The sequence below is a fragment of the Sporosarcina sp. FSL K6-3457 genome (assembly GCF_038007285.1).
Lineage (GTDB): Bacteria > Bacillota > Bacilli > Bacillales_A > Planococcaceae > Sporosarcina.
On sequence record NZ_JBBOWX010000001.1, the window covers coordinates 4,531,488 to 4,551,103 of the forward strand.

Consider the following 19,616-nt stretch of genomic DNA (forward strand, 5'->3'; position numbering starts at 1 on the left):
GAAGAAAAGCTGGTAATGAGAGGAATCAAATGGAATGAAGCGGATATTATTTATAGAAGATGAACGACATCTTTCGCGCTTCGTCGAGATGGAGCTGCGACGTGAGGGGAATGATGTGGTATTGGCATATGACGGAGTGACGGGGCTACAGCTTGCACTTTCTGCAGAGTGGGATATTATCTTGTTGGATCTGATGCTACCGAAGATGGATGGGATAGAAGTTTGTCGGCAGATTCGTCTAGCTAGAAAAACGCCCGTCATTATGTTAACAGCTAGAGACAGCGTTAAAGATCGGGTAGCTGGTCTAGATTGTGGTGCAGACGATTATGTGCCCAAGCCCTTTTCTATTGAAGAGTTAAAGGCGCGTATGAGGGTTATTTTTCGGAGAGAAGCTGCTGAATTGTCTCAATCCATTCTGACATTTCAAGATTTGTCTCTCAGTGCAGACTTGAGAGTTGTCAAAAGAGAGCAGGAAGAGATTGGGTTAACCAAGCGCGAATTTGATCTGTTGGCAGCGCTCATGGAAAATGTTAATCGCGTAATGAGTAGAGAGATGCTCCTTGATAAAGTATGGGGCTTTGATGCCGTGGTTGATACGAATGTAGTGGATGTATATATTCGGTATTTGCGTAACAAAATCGACGAACCGGGAACATCAAGCTATATCCAAACCATACGTGGCATTGGTTATATGATGAAAACATGAAAAGTTATACTTTTAAGAACAAATTTTCACGGATACCAATTAAATGGATGCTAACCTTATGGTCGGCTTGCCTTATTTTTGTATTGTTCATCGCCTATAATTCCGTGCAATATATATTTGTCGAGAAATGGATGATTGGTCAGGAGAAAAAGCAGGTAGAACAACAGATGAACGATATTTTGAATGAGATTTTGGAAAGAGAAGCTAGATTTACTCAAGCCGAGTTGCCAAAAATTCGCAGTTATTTAAATAAGAGAAACCAGAACAACCAGCTGATTCGTATCATCGATCAGCAAGGGAATAAGGTAATCGCAGTATCAGAAGGGATTCCTGAAGAGTGGATTGCCCCAGTACAAAAGACGAAGACCGAAATCGTTATTGTTGAGGAGGCGGGACATTCCTTACTTGTATTGAGGAGCCCGATTACAATCCATACCTTTAATGGAACAATTGAAATCATAAAAAATATGAATCGATTCCAGAAGATGACGGAAGCTTTATTTCGTGTGTTCGTTCTTTCGGGAATTGGGGCTGTCGTCCTAAGTGGTTTAGGCGGTGGATTGCTCGCGTGGCAATTACTAAAGCCCCTTCAGTCAATGGCCAAGACGATGAAGAATGTCAAACGCAAAGGATTACAGGAGCGAATGATAGTCCATGACAAAGAAGATGAAATCACTACCCTGATGAGAATTTTTAACGACATGATGGATCAAGTTGAGATTTCTTACGCTCGGCAAAGCCAATTCGTAGAGGATGCTTCGCATGAATTGAGAACGCCCATTGCTATTATGGACGGGCATATGTCCCTTTTACTTCGTTGGGGCAAGGATGATCCTAAAGTTTTAGAAGAATCTTTAAACATTTCCTACTATGAGCTAACGCGGCTAAAATCACTCGTTCAGGATTTACTCACTCTCACAAGAATGGAGCAGGATAGAAATGCTCCTGATGAAGTTACGTCGCGAGCAGATCGGACGATGCTCCATATCATTGGACAATGTGAGCAACTTCATCCCCAATTTACATTTGAAACTGCTTTTTCAGGCTTCAATAATCAGGAGGTATTAATTTCTGAAAGGCATTTGGAGCAACTGATGTTGATTTTATTGGATAATGCAGTGAAATACTCTGCAGCCGGCTCCTCTATACATGTTACAGGTTCTGTACATAAAGATGAGGCGGTTTTTGTAGTTACAGATTGTGGAATAGGCATTCCTGAAAAGGATTTACCATATGTAATGGACCGTTTCTATCGGGTAGAAAAGATGCGAAGTCGGAAGTTGGGGGGAACAGGTCTTGGTTTGGCAATCGCCAAGCGGCTAGTCGATCGCTACAACGGTTATATGACTATCCAAAGTAAGGAAGGGGCAGGAACGGCTGTGACCATTTCATTATCGAGTCGTCTTCACAATAATAAGCTGGAGGTTGAATTCAATGAAACAGCGGATTAAGAGGAGATTCCTGCTGGTGGTTTCTTTGATCTTATTTCTAACTACTTTTTTACTTTATGAAATGAATCGGGGAAAGAGCTCAGAAAATAAGCAACAAGTCGTTAATGTGTTCACAGCAAGGCATTATCAAATAGACAACGAAGTTTTTCGGGAATTTACAAAACGAACGGGCATTCAGGTTAATGAAGTTAAGGGCACAGCAGAGGAACTTGTAGAACGAATACAGCGAGAAGGGAAAGCATCGTCTGCAGATCTGTTCCTTGCTGTTGACGGAGGTGTCCTTAATTTCGCGAAGCAAAGTGGGGTGCTTCAACCAATGACATCGGAAACTCTTCTGCGGAACGTTCCTGCGGAGTGGCGCGACCCAGATAACTATTGGGCGGGAATCGCTACCCGTTCCAGAGTGATTGTGTATGCTAAAGATCGTGTAGACCCGGACGAGCTGTCTACCTATGAAGATTTGACAAGTGAGCAATGGAAAGGAAGGGTGCTGATACGGTCTGCATCCAGCTTATACAATCAGTCTTTGCTGGCCTCGTTTATTGAGCTATCCGGAGAAGTGGAAGCGGAGAAGTGGGCTGAAGGTATTGTTCGGAATCTTTCCCGTGAGCCGGAAGGGGGAGATAGGGCCCAAGCTATGGCGATTGCGGCGAAGATTGGGGATGTTGCAATTATGAATACGTATTATATTGGTCAAATGTCGGCTTCCCTTGATCCAGAGGAGAGGGAGATTGCGGAGAAGCTGGGTGTCTTTTTTCCGAATCAGCAGACGACGGGGGCTCATATGAATATTAGTGGAATTGGATTGGCCAAGTATTCTCCAAATAAGGATCATGCACTTAAGCTCGCGGAATTCTTAACGAGCCGCGAGGGACAAACTTTGCTTACGCAAGGCAGTTACGAGTTTCCAGTGAATGATGAAGCTGATATGCCTGAAATGCTAAAAAACTGGGGGAATTTCAAGCAGCAACCGGTTGATATTGCCAGTCTCGGTCATTTTCATAAGCAGGCAACAGAGATATTTGAACGGGTAGGCTGGAAATAAATCAGGAGTCGCTGCTCGATTGGGCAAGAAAAAAGCACTCATTGCGGTGGTACATCGAATGCTTCGAATCATTTACTCCATGCTAATCAACAAGAAGCCGTTCAAAAAATTGCAAAAAATTAATGTAACCAATACCAGAAGAATTTATGTAAAGTTACCTCTATATCTAAATAACAATTTAACTAAACGAAGCCATAACCCTACTTGTCACAAGGGTTATGGCTTTCGTTCGGCTGTCATATGAACTCCTGTGAGCGTGATTGCTTCCTTTTACCATCTTTCAAATAGATGATAACTACTATATAATAGGAATCATCTGAAGAGAATTGTATTACATTTTGTGATTGTTATAATTGAGACAGAAGATATGTGACGCCTAATCAGGAGCCCCTATATCCTTTCTGCAAATCTTAGAGTATAAGGATGATAAAAATGAGCAACAGCGAAAAGAAAACAGACGTTATCTTAATTGGTGCCGGAATCATGAGTGCAACTTTAGGGACAATGCTGAAAGAATTGGTACCGGAATGGAACATTAAAGTGTTTGAGAAGCTTGCAGGCGCAGGCGAAGAAAGCTCTAACGAATGGAACAATGCGGGAACGGGGCATGCGGCACTGTGTGAGCTTAACTATACTAGTGAAAAACCAGATGGATCTGTAGATATTAGCAAAGCGATAAACATAAATGAACAGTTTCAGGTTTCCATGCAGTTTTGGTCGTATCTTGTAAACCGTCAGCTGATACATAATCCACAGGACTTTATCATGTCATTGCCTCATATGAGTATGGTACAAGGGGAAGAAAATATAACGTTTTTAAAGAAACGTTTTGAAGCAATGTCAAACAACCCTTTATTTGAGGGGATGGAGTTTTCCAAAGACCCGGAAAAGCTGATGGAATGGATTCCACTTATTATGCAAGGTCGTCCAGCGAATGAAGCGATAGCGGCAACCAAAATCGATTCTGGAACAGATGTTAACTTTGGTGCTTTAACGCGTATGTTATTTGATCACCTAAAGACTAAAAATGTTGATATGAATTACAAGCATAGTGTGGATGGTATAAAACGTACGGATGACGGTTCGTGGGAAGTGAAAGTGAAGAATGTCGATAGTGGTGCTGTAGAAAAACATACTGCGAAATTCGTCTTTATTGGAGGCGGAGGTGGAAGTCTACATTTACTGCAAAAAACCGGTATTCCTGAAAGTAAACATATCGGCGGATTCCCAGTGAGTGGGATATTTATGGTGTGTAATAATCCTGAAGTTGTGGAGAAGCATCATGCAAAAGTATATGGAAAAGCCGCGGTTGGTGCTCCACCAATGTCTGTTCCGCATTTGGATACACGGTTTATCGACAATAAAAAATCATTGCTATTCGGACCATTTGCCGGCTTCTCACCGAAATTTTTGAAAACGGGCTCCATGCTCGATTTAATCACTTCTGTCAAACCGAATAATGTCTTGACGATGTTAGCAGCTGGTGCAAAGGAAATGTCATTGACAAAGTACTTAATCCAGCAGGTGATGTTATCAAAGGAACAGCGTATGAAAGAGCTACGGGAGTTTATCCCGAATGCTAAAATCGACGAGTGGGATTTTGTGGTAGCTGGTCAACGTGTGCAAGTAATTAAAGACACGGAGGCGGGCGGTAAAGGAACGCTTCAATTTGGTACGGAAGTAGTCACTGCCGAAGATGGTTCTGTTGCAGCGTTACTGGGTGCTTCTCCAGGGGCTTCGACTGCCGTTCACGTTATGTTTGAAGTCATTAAAAAATGCTTCCCACAACATATGACAGAGTGGGAACCGAAACTGAAGGAAATGGTACCTTCTTATGGTCTGTCACTCATGGACAACCCCGAGTTGTTACGAGAAGTTCATGCTTCAACGGCGAAGGTACTTGGTTTGAGTGAAGATTTACCCGAGTCTAGTAGTTCAGTGGAGATAGAAGTAGAAGAAGTGTAAGTAAATAAAAGCAAGCATAGATGGCTGACATTCAGCTTTCTATGCTTGCTTTTTGTAACTTGTTAAATAAATATTCACAACTATTTTATATATGCTACACTGAAGTGAAAAAGCTATCCAAAAAGAGGTGTCAAATTATGACTTCACAATTGACGGCTTATATTACGCTTGTTGTTACATCAGGGATACTTAATTTATATTTATGCTTGTATGTATTTGTCAGGCGTCATAACTATACTAATATAGCTAATATTTTTATTCTGTATACTTCGTCCATCACGATTTATTGTTTTGCATCTGCTCTTGGACTAATGGCTATGACACTGGAGCAAATTAAGTTTTGGACAGTTATTCTATATATTGGCTTACCATTTGCTCCACCTCTTGGGCTGTTATTTATAATGAAGTATTTGGGAATTAAACTAACGAAAAAAAGGTATGTGGCTCTTTTTATAATTCCCATTGTTAGTTTAGTAATGGTTGCTACGAATGATTGGCATCATTTTTATTATAGAGTGTTTGAAATTGATCCGATTTTGGGGGCTCCCTACGTTCATCAGGAGATTGGCATGTGGTATATGATTTATGGTGCTTTCATATTTTCCTGCATGTTCGTAGCTTTTTTACTAGTACTTTCTCGTTGGAGAGAAACAGCTAAGGTTTATCGTCTGCAATTATTTGCGTTGATGTGTAGCCAACTACTTCCTATGCTAACAGCTTTTCTTTATTTAATCGGATTTACACCTCCAGGCATCGATCCAGTGCCTATGGTTTTATGGCTTTCTTCGCTGTTATATTTATGGTCTATTAACTCATCACGTATGTTTATGATTATGCCAGTTGCTAAAGACACGATATTTAATAGTATTAATGATGGTGTGATTGTGTTGGATGAATCTTATCGGTTAATTGAGTATAACCAGGTGTGTGTAAGAATGTTTCCCGGGTTACATAAATCGATGTTTGGCATGGATTTTGATAAGGTTTGGTTTGCACTAGTGGGAGACTCATTTCCTTCTGAATTCGAGACTGCTGCATTCATTTGGGAAATGCAAGTAGATGTCGATGATTCGAAGCGTATCTATCAGGTTCGAACGTCTTTATTGCAACATACTCATGATCGTAAAGGTCTATTACTTATTTTTACTGATATTACAGAGTTAAAAAGGCTGCAAGTGAAATTGGAGCAGCAAGCTTATTATGATGAGCTGACACAAATCTTAAATCGTCGGGCATTTTTTCAGCAAACTGAGCAAGACTTTGCCGCGGCAAAGAAGACCTCATCACCATTAACCGTTATTTTAATCGATATTGATTTTTTTAAAAAAGTGAATGATACTTATGGTCATGATGTTGGTGATCAAATGCTTAGGCATGTAGTGAAAGTTTGCCAAACGCAATTGGAAGAAGGCATCCTATTTGCTCGATATGGCGGTGAGGAATTCGTTCTCGCACTTAATGGAAGTACGGCACTTGAGGGTGAAGCGTTGGCTAATCAGCTGCGGAGGCATGTAGAAGCACAGCCCCTCATTACTGCTGAAGGAGCTATTTCCGTTACGTTAAGTAGTGGAGTGGCTGAGGCAACACAGGAGACAGAGGAAACACTACATCAGCTTTTGAATAAAGCTGATATAGCTTTATATGCCGCAAAACGAGAAGGACGTAACCGGGTATGTGTCTATACAGAGACACAAAAAGTGCTTTATAATTAGTTCATTAGGGAAAGTAAGGATAAGTGGTACAACAACGAAAAAGTCGATAAAATAGAATATGTGTTCTGTTTTTGGTGAAAATAATATATTGAGTATTAATGGTGAAAAAATTACCGAAGGGAGTGAAATCATGATTACAAAAATTGGTCAAATTATGCTATATGTCAATAACCAGGACGAGACAGTGAAGTTTTGGACAGAGACAGTGGGATTTAGCGTTATTTCAGAAGAGGATAATGGCCAGGGCATGAGATGGATTGAGATTGCACCAACAAAGGATTCGGAAACGACAATTATCCTTCATAACAAAGAACTCATTGCAAAAATGCAACCGGAATTAAACCTTCAAACGCCTTCCTTGCTGCTGTTCTCGGATAACTTGGATGCATTGTACAAGGATTTATCGGATAAGCAGGTCACGGTCGGGGAGCTAGTCACGATGCCTTCAGGTAGAGTATTTAACTTTGCAGATAATGAAGGAAATTACTTTGCGGTTTTAGAGAAAAAGTAAATACAATCAAATAAAAGTGCCAGGTACTCACCAAACTTTGAATGATTTGAGTATCCGGCACTTTTTGAAATGAAACTAAGTGGGGGGCTTACAATGCATAAATTAGATTACAAATCACCAATTGGTGTAATAGAAATAGTGGGTTCAAAGGAAGCTGTTAGTTCAATTCTGTTCGTTGAGCGAGACGGGGTCGTCAATGTGGTAGGGGACGAAACAAGCAAAGTTGTAGTAGATTGCTTTAATCAACTGGACGAATATTTTAAAGGTGAGCGTCATGTATTTACATTCCCTTATCACTTTGAAGGTACAGAATTTCAAAAAACGGTCTGGGACGCTTTGACAACAATTCCCTACGCTGAAACAGGGTCCTATAAAGATATTGCTGTTTCCATTAACAATGAAAAAGCTGTCAGAGCAGTGGGAACTGCCAATGGTAAAAATAAATTAAGTATCGTCATTCCTTGTCACCGCATTATCGGCGCAGACGGAAAGTTGACGGGTTATGCAGGTGGCTTGTGGAGGAAGGAATGGCTGCTTGAGCACGAGAGGACTTTTAAAAAGGATAATTGAAATTAGCGGAAAGGGGATTTAACATGACTGATATTGATAACTCAACTTTCGCAGGGCGAAATCGGCAAATAAGCCTTGATGTAACTAGGTAAACCAGCCATCCATTGCTGTAGTTGATTTTCGACTAGCTTTTTGAGTTTGGAATTGGTCTGTTTCAGGACATCTTGAAAAAGCTCGATCAATTGCTGTAAAGCCACAGCCCAATCTAGTTCATTGACTTCATCACATAATTCATAAAAAAGCCCACCTAATGTCCGTTCATCGGTGTTGCAGCGGTTTTGCCAAGCCAGTACGATATAGCGAGAAAATACAATCGTTGTATGGCTAATCAAGCTATCATATGAACGACCTTGAAACTCTTTTTGGAGTTTCAAAAGAGATTTAGTCGTCTTAAAAAACACCTCAATATCCCAGCGCATGCCGTAAATTCGCACAATTTCTTGTTCGGAAAGCGTACAGTCGGTACTGAGAATGGCGAGCCATTCGCTTTTCTTATTTCGATTTTGAATGAATATAATTTTTATAGGTGTCCCGTTCGACATGACACAATGAATGGAACGAAGGATGCTCTTTTTATCTTGAACGGGCTGCGCTAGATGATAAAGCTTCTTTAAATCAACCAGCTGACCCGCCACGGAATAGCGCTGTTTCGTTGCTTTTACCATGCCGATGACATCAATCCCTTGGTCAACAATTCCTTTGATAAGAGGTGGCATTGTAAACCAAGAATCCATCAAGACATAACTTGCGTCAATTCCACTCGAAAGCGCACGCTGAATCATAGCTGGAATTTGTTCAGGAGCCGTTTGTAACGCATTTACACGGCGTTTATAGCCAGATGTACGCTTATCGATATCCGCTTGAATTCCATTTATTTGAGAGTTTTTCGAGCTGAGTAAAGAAAAATCAACCGGCATAAACGTGTAGCCATCTGACCAGCCCAATGTAAGCATTCGGAAACCTTTGTAAAAACGCATTTTTGGTGAGGCGTGATCAAAACAGCGAGCGAGAAGCTCTACCTTTTTACTGCGATTTCGATCAAAAGATGAGTCATCAATAATAAACACCTTTGGACGAGTTTGGTCCGTGAGGTGTCCCACTTTTTGAATCGTAGAGGCACTGAAAGCTAGTAAAAACCGTCGCCAATTGAACGTGGATTGATTTAAGAATCGGTACACGGCATCTTTAGCTGGATAGCGCTCCGCTTTCTTTGATTCTAAAAGAGAAAACCAATTTCTATGTTGGAAAATCAAACAAAAGACAATTTGAAATAGGTATGAAGAGCTGAAACCCACTGACTTTTGAATGCCGGCATTACGCAAGTGTTTGAAAATCTCTAGCTCTGAGAAAACAGAGCGAAGTTCTTTAGGTAGTTGATTATTATCATGGTTATGATCTATCATATTAGTAGGCACCTCTTCTATGTGGTAGTGATTTCTCGATAATCTCACTATACCAAAAGAATGAGGTGTTTTTTTCATTTATGAAATTGTCAATGGACCTATTGATTAGGCCATAAAACTAGTTCAACCAACTGATCACACTGTTTTATTAGGTGCGAAAGTTGAGTTGATAAGTATAGTGAACAGACATTTGAGCGATACAAGTATATGAATGAATATGGTCAAGAAATTTGGTATGCGAGAGATCTAGCACAAGTTCTTCAATACAAGAGATATGATAAGTTCTTGAATGTTGTTGCAAAGGCGATTGAGGCTTGTAGTAATAGCCAACAAGATTCCGACGACCATTTTTCCCACGTGGGAAGAATGGTTGAAATCGGCTCTGGCGCAGAACGTGAAATTGAAGACATAGTGCTATCCCGCTATGCATGCTATCTTATCGTACAAAATGCCGATCCCAAAAAAGAAGTTGTTGCATTGGGACAAACCTATTTTGCCGTACAGACTCGTAAACAAGAATTACAAGATGAGTTTGCAAGACTCGATGAAGATAAAAAACGCTTAGCCATTCGGAATGAACTGAAGGAACATAATAAATCCTTAGCAGAAGCAGCCCAAAACGCTGGTGTGGAAACACCAATAGATTATGCCGTTTTTCAAAACCACGGCTATAAGGGTCTGTATGGTGGATTAGGGGCGAAAGAGATTCATCAACGAAAAGAGTTAAAGAAGAGCCATCAAATATTGGACTACATGGGTAGCACAGAGTTGGCGGCTAATCTATTCCGAGCGACACAAACGGATGAAAAACTGCGCCGTGATAATGTACAGGGAAAATCAGATGCGAACCAAACCCACTTTGAAGTGGGAAAAAAAGTCCGCCAAACAATCGAAGAATTGGGTGGAACAATGCCGGAGGACTTGCCGACCCCTAAGAAGGGCATTAAACAAATTGAAAAACTGGTACAAAAAAGACTTGGTGAATAAGAAGCATATCGAGTGAAACAGCAGGTGAGACACGGCTGGTAGGTGCTCACCTTTTTGACAAACAAAAATCTACTTCCCGTACTTTTTCATCAACCCTTCAATATGCCGTTTCACTTCAGGCCATTCTTCTTGTACAACACTATACATAACTGTATGCCGCACCTCTCCATTCGGTCGAATCATATGATTACGTAAAATCCCTTCTTTTGTGGCGCCAATTCGCTCGATGGCTTTTTGTGATCGGGTATTTTGGTGTCCTGTTTTAATTTGCACCCGTTGATATTGTAGTTGCTCAAAGCAGTAAGATAGCAGTAAATATTTGCATTCTGTATTGATGTTTGTACGCCAAACGGATGGATGTAGCCAGGTGTGTCCGAGCTCCAAACTTTTATGGGCAGTGGCAATATCAAAAAAACGTGTCGAACCAATTATTTCATTTGTTGCTCGAAGGACGATAACAAAAGGATATTCCGTTCCTGCTTCTCGATTTACGAGTGCCTGTTTAACATAGGCCTGTACGTCCTCTTTCGTTTGCAACGTCTGCGACATATGCGTCCAAATGCGTTTGTCCTGGCAGCTCGCGTATATGCCCTCTACATCGTCCTTAGTCATGAGCCGTAACAGTACATCATTTCCGATTAATTGAATAGTTTCCATAGTTCATCTCTCCTTTGTTTTATTACACATGAATTTTGATATGATAAGAAGTACCAAATTACATCAAAGTAACCATATCAAAGGAGTGTTTTTTGTGGAGCTAGCGTTCAATGGGAACGATCCATATTATCTTCAAATTTATAAACAAATTCGAGAAAAAATCATACAGCATCAGCTTCCTTTACATACAAAGTTACCATCCAAACGACAGCTTGCTAGAGATTTAGGTGTCAGTGTTCATACGGTTCAGGAAGCCTATGCTCAATTAGTGGCTGAAGGTTATATTGACAGTAAAGAGCGATCTGGTTACTTTGTTGCAGCTTATGACTATGAATTTCTCTCTCAGAAAGTGCAGCCAGTGCAAAGTGTGCCTTCTGAAGTGACTGACATTGAAATCGACTTCCATTCAGGCCATGTAGCGAAGGATGCTTTTCCTTTTAAAACGTGGAAAAGGTTACTAGGTCGGCATATAGGAGATGCCTCATTCGCTACAAGTCCTTGGCAGGGGGAATGGAGATTACGTCAAGAAATTGCTACATATGTTCAGCAATCCCGAGGTGTATTCTGTACACCACAACAAGTTTTTATCAGTAGCGGCACGCAAGTACAATTACAGATAATTTGTCAGTTTTTCCATGAAGTGCAGTCTGTTGCTATTGAAGATCCTGGGTTTATTCGTGCGAGAGCGGTTTTCGATCGGTACCATATTACTTACGAAGCGATTCCTGTTGATGAGTTCGGCGTGACAATTCCAAGTGGACCACATCAGTTACTCTACACAACGCCTGCGCATCAATTTCCACTTGGGATGATTTTACCGGTCCAAAGGAGGATTGAGTTAATTCAGTGGGCGCATCAAAACAATGCGTACATCATCGAGGATGATTATGACGGTGAATTTCGCTATAAGGGAAAGCCGATTCCGTCTCTTGCTGAGCTGGATCAAATGGAGCGTGTTATTTACTTTGGAACATTTTCAAAGACACTGATTCCTTCACTTCGTATGAGTTACTTTGTTTTGCCTATGAAGCTTGTGGAACCATTTGAGCAGCTATTTGCGCTTCAAAAATCAACAGTTTCTCGAATGGACCAACTTACCCTCGCGGATTTTATCGGAGAAGGGTATTGGAGGCGTCATCTCGATAAAATGAGGACGATTTATCGACAAAAGCAGAAGACAATTATCAAGGCTATTCATCATTATTTAACGCCTGATTATGAAGTGATTGGGGAGAACTCTGGTCTGCATATCGTGATAAAATTACCGGCAGATTTAACTGAAAAAGAAGCTATTGCATTGGCAAAAGCCAATCATATTGGTGTGTATCCAGTTTCAAATTCTTACGTCAATGCAAAACCTGACCATCTAGTGTTGCTCGGATATGGTGGGCTTTCACATGAGGAAATTGATTATGGTATTCAATTGCTTGCAGAGGTTTGGTGTGGAAAGTAGAAGGTAGAAGGTTCTTCCTGTAATACATATACGTCAAACAGGGATAAAAGGCTAATCAGCCAACTAATTATTATCATATAGTATGGATAGGGGGTGATAACAGTATGGAGAAATATAAAAAACGGAAAAGGATGGCGGAAATGACTAAAATTACTATATGTAGGAGTCAGACCATCTGCTGGCCAACAATAAAAATTAGTTCTTCTTGCATTGGAGTTCCTCCGATAAAGCCACCAGTAAATCCTTCCGAAATTACTATTATACCAACTGTAAAAAGATATTTTTATGTTGCATCGGCCAATATAGATTTAACGAATGGAACTACACTTCCCTCAACTCTATTTTATAACGATGATGGAAGTCCGACAACGGAATTTATGAACTTCAGCCCAAATGGATATGCTGATTTATACATCAACGCAGTCATCCAGGAGGGGGGGATGTATACAGTGAATACTAGTAACTTAACGATTAGCCCATCTAATTCGATCATTTATAGGGGAACACCAATTATTCTTGAGTTGCTGACATTCTCAGCCAGCCTGTATTCTTAAAAGTGATATAAGTTTTTTAGATGGACAGCCCTGTCATCCAATGGAAGTCTTGCATGTACTACAGTGTAGACGAAAGGAGGTGAATCGAATGGCGCTTTCACTTATTAATATTCACGTGAATGTTTCAGGTTCTTCGACACGATTTTTTAATGTATTGGCAGCACCCTTAGTTGTTGCAGATGCTACTACTGTCGCCGCGAGTACCTTTTTGGATGATAGCGGGACTGCAGCAACTGCTTTTCCAGTCGTTACGAATGGTTACTATAATCTCTATATAAACGGTGTGCTACAAGAGGGTGATTCGTATACCATTTCTGCCACGGAATTGACTTTTAATACGGTTACCGGCGATCTATCTGCTGGAACACCTTTGGTCGTAGAAGCCGTTGAGTTAGTGACAGTAACTTAACAGGAGCAGTGGGACAAGTACTCTGCCTTGTACAGGTGTTAGATATTTCTCTTCGATGAACCATCGGTACCTGGGGTAGCCATTTACCACAAGCCTAGTAGTAGCTAGACTTGTGGTAAGAGGTATCCGAACTTAGTGGCATAGCTATAATCAAACAAATAACCCCACCACAAGCGTATTATCATAAACCCCATGAATAAAGCTGTCCTTCATAATAAGTCCTTCCCTTTGTCATATATATCAGCTACTCTCTAGTGTAATTTCCCTTAGAGTAACATGTATTTCTACTAATATTTTCATCAAATTCATCATTTTTTTGATAATTTTGCTGAATAAGCAGGAAAAAAGTCGATACAATGCGAATCTATAATAAATGAGGCTAAAGAGGGGGGAGTGTTTGTGAAAATTGGAATTAGTGGCAAAGTCGTCACCGCAATGCTTATAGTTGTGTTGTCAACGATGTTGACAATTGCCTTTTACTCTCACTCCATGACAAAAGATATACTAATCGACCAAGTTGAACGAGAGCTCGCCATAAAAAATGACAATGTAAAAAATGCTGTTTCATCCGTGTTTGAACAAAAAGGTGAAGCCGTGCGACAACTGTCGTCTATTCCAGTCATCGAAAGCTTTATGAAGGCTAATGAAAAAAGAGAAAATGTTCGTTCTAATAAAGATTATGAATGGATTCAAAAGGCATTAGTGAGCGCAAAAGAAAAAAATGAAGACCTCCAGATGATTTGGCTCGCCCATACAAAGAATAGTTACTTCATTGCAAATCACGATTATGTTTCAGGTCCTACCTATTCCATCAAAGAACGTCTTTGGTATCAACAAGCTTCGGAAATGGAGGGACTTTCCTATTCTCCACTGTACCTGGACTATTTGACAAAAGAATTGACGATTAGTATCTCGCACCCGGTTACAATAGAAAATGAACGGATGGGTTATCTTGGTGTCTATATTCACTTAGATGCTCTAGCTGACTTGTTAGAACCATTCGAGACAGATGGACAAAAGTTAATTTTAGTTTCTAATCAAGGAGATATTTTATACGATCCTGAGAAGATGTGGTCAAGCTTTCAGGAGGCACAGCTAGAAGAAAAAGGACTATTACAACTTGAAAAAGATAAGACCACTTATTATGCTTCTGTTCGTCAGCTAGATGAGCTTGGCTGGAAAATAGGCGTCTATGTACCGGAAGACGTTATATTAAAACCTCTTGCCTCATATGAAAAATTGATTGTAATGGCTTGGACGATTACTATCATTATTTTGCTAGCAACACTTTCATTTGTTTTACACTATTTATTGAAAGATATTCCATCCATTGTTCGCCAGATTAATAAAATAAAGCACGGTAATCTTAGTGTTGAAATGGGTATAAAGCGGAAAGATGAAGTCGGTGAAATTGCACGAGCTGTCGAACAAATGGCGCTACAAATTAAAAACCAAGTGGATGAATTGGATTACCAAGCTAGCCATGATTCACTCACGAGTTTAGCCAATCGTAATTCAATCGAAAAAGTACTCCAACAATGGATTGATGAAGTAAATGTTGATGAAGAAATGATAGTAGTCACATTTCTCGATTTGGACCAGTTTAAACATGTGAATGATTCAAAGGGGCATGCATACGGAGATGAGTTGCTGATTGAAGTAGGGAAACGAATAGATGAAATGTTACCGAAGAATAGTTTTTTTGGACGATTCGGAGGAGATGAATTTGTGTTGATCATGCGGACTAAAAAAGATGCAGTAGAGTATACCTATTCATCTTTACAGGACATCCATGAATCATTCTCGAATCCGTTCCCATTATTTGGACAAAATATCTATATCACAGCTTCTATGGGCATCTCTCTGTATCCCGCTGATGCAGAAACGATAGGGGAATTACTAATAGCTGCCGATACGGCTCTCTATTACGCAAAAGAACAAGGTCGGAACTGTATCTACTTCTTTAACAACGACATGAAAGAACAAATTGAAAAGGAACTCAGATTAAAAGATGGTTTGAGGCAGGCATTGTTGAACGAAGAGTTTTTCCTTCATTATCAGCCACAGTTGGATATTAACAGTGGGAAGATGATGGGAGTCGAAGCACTTATTCGATGGAAGCATCCAGAATTAGGAATGGTTTCACCAGCGGAGTTCATTCCCTTAGCAGAAAGCACAGGTCAAATTATTGCCATTGGAGATTGGGTGCTAGATGCTAGTTTGCAGATGATCAAACGAGTCACGGAGAAGGAAGTCGACATCCAGCATGTGGCGGTGAATGTAAGCTCCCTTCAATTGCGCGAAGCTAATTTTGTCGATAAAGTTCAAAAGAAGCTGGCTTATTACAATGTGGAGCCATCATTACTTGAACTTGAAATAACGGAATCTGTTATTATCGATCACCAAGAAGAAACTATCCAAAAGTTAATAGAGCTAAAGAAGTTGGGTATCCAAATTGCATTGGATGATTTCGGTACAGGCTATTCTTCCTTAAATTACTTGCGTCTAATGCCTATTGACCGCGTCAAAGTAGATCGTTCCTTCATCCATCGGGTTGAAGAAGATGCCATCGTGCAGGCTATATTGAAAACAATTATTACATTAGGGCATAGTCTGGCATTCCAGATTGTTGCGGAAGGTGTGGAAGAAGAGGCGCAGCTACAGATTCTATCTGATATGAATGTCGATACGATTCAAGGCTATTACTATAGTAGGCCACTAGATGAAGAGAAGTTAGTAGAGTTTTCATAAAAATAATAAAATCACCTGCACTCATTGAAGCTGATGGATGCAGGCGTTTTTTTATGTCGTCAAGTTATCAAAGTACTTTATATACACTACTTTCTAGCAAAAATATTTGTTTGATAATTTAGCACGTCTGTTGATTAACCAAAAAATAACATGATCCAATACTGGGCGCTTTATGTTCAATCGCATTTGGTTTTGCTTTGGATTGAACGACTTCTATACAATAACCGTGCTGTTTTGATGTCTAGGGATGCGACTTCGCCGCATCCCTAGACATTTTTTCGGTAATTGTATGGTGGTCGTTCATCCGTCGCTCACCAAAAACGCTTGTACATGGAGTGCTAATGCTTTTGGAGATGAGGGAATAGAGAGCTTCTTAACTGGAGAGGGCCGCCAAAGATACAATTTTGGCGGCTTGAGCTTTTGCCAAGAGCTTTTCCTTTATTTATTTTAGGAAGCGTCATTTTCTAAAAGTAAAGTAGGAACAACTTGTACAATGTACTAGAGTGCCCGAAATTGCATCTTCGGGCACTTACAATCTGTCTAGCAAGCCATCTATTCTTTTCTTTCCAAGTAGCTGCATGTATCACTTAAATAGTGGAGGTACGCGACAGGCAACTATTCAGAACAAAATAATCGAATAAGATGTGTCAAGAAATGACTTCGTCATTTCTTGACACATTCACTCCCACAGGAGGAATGGGCTCCAATTCCTCCCCGATCATCATGTCCTAACTAGTTAGCCGAAAGCGAACCGAACATAACCAAGTGAAAAAAGTAGTTTTTAAGCCTGTGTATTTTCTAGTAAATAGTTAATCAACAGGTTTGATAATTCAATTTAAATAGGTATTTCGTGATGATATTGTCGAATAGGCAGGAGAAATGTAGATACAATGCGAATATATACATATATACTAGAGATGAGTCAAAAGGAGGGGGAGAGTCTGTGAAAATGGGAATCAACGGTAAGGTCGTTATTGCAATGCTTGTTGTTGTGTTGTCAACGATGTTGACGATAGCTTTCTACTCCCACTCCATGACAAAAGATATATTGATTGACCAAGTTGAACGAGAGTTAGCTTTTAAGAATGAGAACATAAAAAATACAATTACTTCCACGTTTCAACGAAAAGGTGAAGTTGTCCGCCAACTAGCCTCCATTCCAGTTATCGAAAGCTTTATGAGTGCCAATGAAAAAAGAGAAGACGTTCGTGCAAATAAAGATTATGAATGGATTCAACAAGCATTAACACGTGCACAAGAAAATAATGAGCATGTTCAACAGATATGGCTTAGTCACATAGAGAATAGTTACTTCATTACAGACCATGACCAAGTCTCAGATGAATCATTCTTTATTCAAGAACGTCATTGGTACGAACAGGCTTCACAGACAGAGGGAATATCTTATTCATCCCTATATATAGATTATGTTACAAAGAAACAGATGATTAGCATTGTTTATCCGGTCATTGTAGATAACGAAAGGTTAGGCTATTTTGGGATGGATATTTTCTTAGATGATTTAGCTGCCCTGCTACAGCCATTCGAACAAGATGGACGAAAGCTGACTTTAGTGTCCGGTCAAGGTGATATTTTATACGACCCTAAAAATATGCGACCAGCCCTTCGCGAAGCACAAGTAGAAGGACAAGAAATAGCAAAGTTTCAAAGCAGTGGGGAAAGCTACTATGCTTCGGTTCGTCAATTGAACGAGCTCGGTTGGAAAATAGCTGTGTCTGTTCCAGAATCCACCTTATTACAACCACTTGCCACATATGAGCAGTCCATTATTGGGACTTGGGTCATTGCTATCATTATTTTGCTAGCAACACTATCATTTGTTTTACATTACTTATTGAAAGACATTCCATTCATCGTCCATCAGATAAATAAAATAAAGCATGGAGATCTTAGTGTTAAAATAGGTATTGAACGAAAAGATGAAGTGGGTGAAATAGCAAGGGCTGTTGAACAAATGGCGTTGCAAATTAAAAGTCAGGTGGATGAGTTGGATTACCAAGCAAGTCATGATTCACTAACGGGCTTGGCAAATCGCCATTCAATTGAAAAAGTACTTCAACAATGGATTGATGAAGTCAATACCGACGAAGAAATGATTGCAGTCCTTTTCCTCGACTTGGACCAATTTAAGCATGTGAATGATTCAAAAGGGCATGCCTTTGGCGATAAATTACTCATCGAAGTTGGCAAGCGGATAAGTGACTTGCTACCTAAAAACAGTTTCTTTGGTCGATTTGGAGGCGATGAATTTGTTGTCATCATTCGGACTGAAAAAGGGGCTTTAGATCGGATTTATTATTCTTTACAACAAGTCTATGAATCATTCACGAATCCGTTTTTATTATTTGATCAAAATACTTATATCACAGCTTCTATTGGCGTTTCCCTTTATCCCTCTGATGCACAATCCATTGGGGAGTTATTTGTAGATGCCGATACCGCACTGTATCATGCGAAAGAACAAGGACGTAACCGTATTTATTTCTTTAATAATGACATGAAGGACCAAATTGAAAGGGAATTAAAATTAAAAGATGGTTTAAGAGAGGCACTGTTGCACGAGGAGTTATTCCTACATTATCAGCCTCAGCTGGATATGACAGGTGGAAAGAAGGCTAGTGTTGAAGCGCTAATCAGGTGGAAGCACCCAGAATTAGGGATGGTTTCACCAGCCGATTTTATCCCTTTAGCGGAAAATACGGGTCAAATTATTGCCATTGGAGACTGGGTACTAGATGCTAGTTTACAAATGATTAAAAGAGCGACCGAGCAGGGAATTAATATACAGCATGTCGCCGTAAATGTAAGTGCCATTCAATTGCGTGAAGCAGACTTTGTAGACAAGGTCCAAAAGAAGTTGGAATATTATGACATCGAACCATCTTTACTCGAAATTGAAATAACAGAGTCCATCATCATTGAACATCAAGAAGAAACCATTCGAAGGTTAAATGAGTTAAAAAGACTAGGCATTCAAATTGCGTTGGATGACTTTGGAACTGGTTATTCTTCGTTGAATTATTTACGTCTGATGCCAATTGATCGGGTGAAAGTCGATCGTTCCTTCATTCAACAAATTGAAGAAGATAGCATCGTACAGGCTATCCTAACAACTATTGTTTCGCTAGGGCATAGTCTTGGGTTCCAAATTGTTGCGGAGGGGGTTGAAGAAGCATCACAGCTCCAAATCCTACGTGATATGAAAGTCGATACTGTACAGGGCTATTACTACAGTAGACCATTAGATGAAGATACATTGTTGGACTTTTTACGCCAACAATAAAAATACCATGCAGCCATCGAGTATGATGACTGCATGGTATTTTTTATTTTGTAAAGCATACCTGTTGATTTACAAAAAAGTAACTTAATTAAATACTAGACATTTTTCCGATAATCGTATGGTGGTCGTTCATCCATC

14 protein-coding genes and 1 pseudogene are annotated in these 19,616 nt (G+C 40.0%); 13 read left to right on the top strand and 2 right to left on the bottom strand.

Annotation, left to right across the window (positions count from 1 at the left end):
• Positions 1–34: 34 nt before the first annotated feature.
• From N1I80_RS21975 to N1I80_RS22005, 7 genes are all read left to right on the top strand, one after another.
• Positions 35–706 carry a response regulator transcription factor gene (locus N1I80_RS21975; protein ID WP_340739918.1) on the top strand — a complete coding sequence of 224 codons (672 nt, stop codon included), beginning with the start codon at positions 35–37 and terminating at the stop codon, positions 704–706.
• On the top strand, positions 703–2,157 hold the full coding sequence (locus N1I80_RS21980; RefSeq protein ID WP_340739919.1) for a HAMP domain-containing sensor histidine kinase: 1,455 nt from the start codon (positions 703–705) through the stop codon (positions 2,155–2,157). Before N1I80_RS21975 ends, N1I80_RS21980 begins: the two co-directional genes overlap by 4 nt.
• Positions 2,153–3,202 (top strand): Fe(3+) ABC transporter substrate-binding protein, encoded by a 1,050-nt coding sequence (locus N1I80_RS21985; RefSeq protein WP_445683717.1) that lies wholly within the window; start codon positions 2,153–2,155, stop codon positions 3,200–3,202. The genes N1I80_RS21980 and N1I80_RS21985 overlap by 5 nt, the downstream gene beginning before the upstream one ends.
• A gap of 432 nt (positions 3,203–3,634) precedes the next feature.
• A complete protein-coding gene (locus tag N1I80_RS21990; protein WP_340739921.1) occupies positions 3,635–5,167 on the top strand; it encodes a malate:quinone oxidoreductase in 1,533 nt (510 codons plus the stop codon).
• A gap of 137 nt (positions 5,168–5,304) precedes the next feature.
• Positions 5,305–6,879 carry a histidine kinase N-terminal 7TM domain-containing diguanylate cyclase gene (locus tag N1I80_RS21995; protein ID WP_340739922.1) on the top strand — a complete coding sequence of 525 codons (1,575 nt, stop codon included), beginning with the start codon at positions 5,305–5,307 and terminating at the stop codon, positions 6,877–6,879.
• Positions 6,880–7,009: 130 nt separating this feature from the next.
• Entirely contained in the window at positions 7,010–7,390 is a 381-nt protein-coding gene (locus N1I80_RS22000) for a VOC family protein (RefSeq protein ID WP_340739923.1), read from the top strand.
• Between the two features lie 93 nt (positions 7,391–7,483).
• Positions 7,484–7,960, top strand: coding sequence for a methylated-DNA--[protein]-cysteine S-methyltransferase (locus N1I80_RS22005; RefSeq protein WP_340739924.1), 477 nt, complete (start codon positions 7,484–7,486; stop codon positions 7,958–7,960).
• 41 nt (positions 7,961–8,001) lie between these two features.
• Here N1I80_RS22005 and N1I80_RS22010 read toward each other — a convergent pair whose 3' ends face one another.
• On the bottom strand, positions 8,002–9,363 hold the full coding sequence (locus N1I80_RS22010) for an IS4 family transposase (RefSeq protein ID WP_340737452.1): 1,362 nt from the start codon (positions 9,361–9,363) through the stop codon (positions 8,002–8,004).
• A gap of 189 nt (positions 9,364–9,552) precedes the next feature.
• Between N1I80_RS22010 and dinD the strand changes: the two are divergent.
• A pseudogene (gene dinD / locus N1I80_RS22015) lies at positions 9,553–10,350 on the top strand (DNA damage-inducible protein D); the annotation flags it as partial.
• Between the two features lie 69 nt (positions 10,351–10,419).
• Here the strand turns inward: dinD and N1I80_RS22020 are convergent.
• Entirely contained in the window at positions 10,420–11,007 is a 588-nt protein-coding gene (locus N1I80_RS22020) for a GNAT family N-acetyltransferase (protein WP_340739925.1), read from the bottom strand.
• 94 nt (positions 11,008–11,101) lie between these two features.
• Here N1I80_RS22020 and pdxR point away from each other — a divergent pair, with 94 nt between their 5' ends.
• The 5 genes from pdxR to N1I80_RS22045 all read left to right on the top strand — a co-directional run bounded on the left by pdxR (position 11,102) and on the right by N1I80_RS22045 (position 19,478).
• Positions 11,102–12,460 (top strand): MocR-like pyridoxine biosynthesis transcription factor PdxR, encoded by a 1,359-nt coding sequence (pdxR, locus tag N1I80_RS22025; protein WP_340739926.1) that lies wholly within the window; start codon positions 11,102–11,104, stop codon positions 12,458–12,460.
• A gap of 104 nt (positions 12,461–12,564) precedes the next feature.
• Entirely contained in the window at positions 12,565–13,014 is a 450-nt protein-coding gene (locus tag N1I80_RS22030) for a DUF4183 domain-containing protein (protein WP_340739927.1), read from the top strand.
• An 88-nt stretch (positions 13,015–13,102) separates the two neighbouring features.
• The gene (locus N1I80_RS22035; RefSeq protein WP_340739928.1) at positions 13,103–13,423 is read left to right on the top strand and encodes a DUF4183 domain-containing protein; all 321 of its coding nucleotides are present in this window, start codon (positions 13,103–13,105) and stop codon (positions 13,421–13,423) included.
• 399 nt (positions 13,424–13,822) lie between these two features.
• Positions 13,823–16,174, top strand: coding sequence for a bifunctional diguanylate cyclase/phosphodiesterase (locus N1I80_RS22040; RefSeq protein WP_340739929.1), 2,352 nt, complete (start codon positions 13,823–13,825; stop codon positions 16,172–16,174).
• A 949-nt stretch (positions 16,175–17,123) separates the two neighbouring features.
• A complete protein-coding gene (locus N1I80_RS22045; RefSeq protein ID WP_340740119.1) occupies positions 17,124–19,478 on the top strand; it encodes a bifunctional diguanylate cyclase/phosphodiesterase in 2,355 nt (784 codons plus the stop codon).
• The last annotated feature ends 138 nt before the right edge of the window (positions 19,479–19,616 follow it).

Excerpts from the sequence above, each read along its gene's own strand:
- N1I80_RS22030 (WP_340739927.1), top strand. The coding sequence starts at position 12,565 with ATGGAGAAATATAAAAAACGGAAAAGGATGGCGGAAATGACTAAAATT.
- N1I80_RS22020 (WP_340739925.1), bottom strand. The coding sequence starts at position 11,007 with ATGGAAACTATTCAATTAATCGGAAATGATGTACTGTTACGGCTCATG.
- N1I80_RS22045 (WP_340740119.1), top strand. The coding sequence starts at position 17,124 with ATGGGAATCAACGGTAAGGTCGTTATTGCAATGCTTGTTGTTGTGTTG.
- N1I80_RS21975 (WP_340739918.1), top strand. The coding sequence starts at position 35 with ATGAAGCGGATATTATTTATAGAAGATGAACGACATCTTTCGCGCTTC.
- N1I80_RS21980 (WP_340739919.1), top strand. The coding sequence starts at position 703 with ATGAAAAGTTATACTTTTAAGAACAAATTTTCACGGATACCAATTAAA.
- N1I80_RS22035 (WP_340739928.1), top strand. The coding sequence starts at position 13,103 with ATGGCGCTTTCACTTATTAATATTCACGTGAATGTTTCAGGTTCTTCG.
- N1I80_RS22010 (WP_340737452.1), bottom strand. The coding sequence starts at position 9,363 with ATGATAGATCATAACCATGATAATAATCAACTACCTAAAGAACTTCGC.
- N1I80_RS21990 (WP_340739921.1), top strand. The coding sequence starts at position 3,635 with ATGAGCAACAGCGAAAAGAAAACAGACGTTATCTTAATTGGTGCCGGA.
- N1I80_RS22005 (WP_340739924.1), top strand. The coding sequence starts at position 7,484 with ATGCATAAATTAGATTACAAATCACCAATTGGTGTAATAGAAATAGTG.
- N1I80_RS22000 (WP_340739923.1), top strand. The coding sequence starts at position 7,010 with ATGATTACAAAAATTGGTCAAATTATGCTATATGTCAATAACCAGGAC.
- N1I80_RS21995 (WP_340739922.1), top strand. The coding sequence starts at position 5,305 with ATGACTTCACAATTGACGGCTTATATTACGCTTGTTGTTACATCAGGG.